Annotated in this window: 1 protein-coding gene; it reads left to right on the plus strand. The window is 73.0% G+C overall.

Annotated features, from left to right (window positions below; genetic code table 11):
- Positions 1–143: 143 nt before the first annotated feature.
- On the plus strand, positions 144–403 hold a 260-nt coding region (locus tag K9U40_RS24320; RefSeq protein WP_282892604.1), incomplete at its 3' end, for a hypothetical protein.

The following is a 403-nucleotide window of genomic DNA, read 5'->3' on the forward strand; positions in this document are numbered from 1 at the left end:
GCTCTTCACCGTCGAGCCGGGCCGGGTGCTCTGGTCCATCGTGGGCGCCGTCGCGCTCAACCTGGTGCTGGCCATGAACCATCGCCCCGGCCGCTACATGGCCGTGTGACCGCGCCCGCCGGCCACGCCGTATCATCGGGCCCATGCGCCGCCGCCTCGTCTTCTTCGCGCTGATCGTGCTCATGGCCCTGCGCGGGCTCGTGGGCCCGGCCATGGCCGCGCAGATGGCGGGGGTGCCGCACGCGGGCAGTGCGGTGTCGTCGCACGCTGAGCACGCTGAGCACGCATGCCATGGCGAGTCCGCCACCCACGCCCTACTCCCCACGGCCTGCAGCGCCGCCTCCGGCGACCACGCCGCGCATGCCGCCTGCGCCGATTGCGAGATCTGCCACACGGTGGTGAT

It is taken from the genome of Xanthobacter autotrophicus (assembly GCF_030015065.1).
Classification (GTDB): domain Bacteria; phylum Pseudomonadota; class Alphaproteobacteria; order Rhizobiales; family Xanthobacteraceae; genus Xanthobacter; species Xanthobacter autotrophicus_D.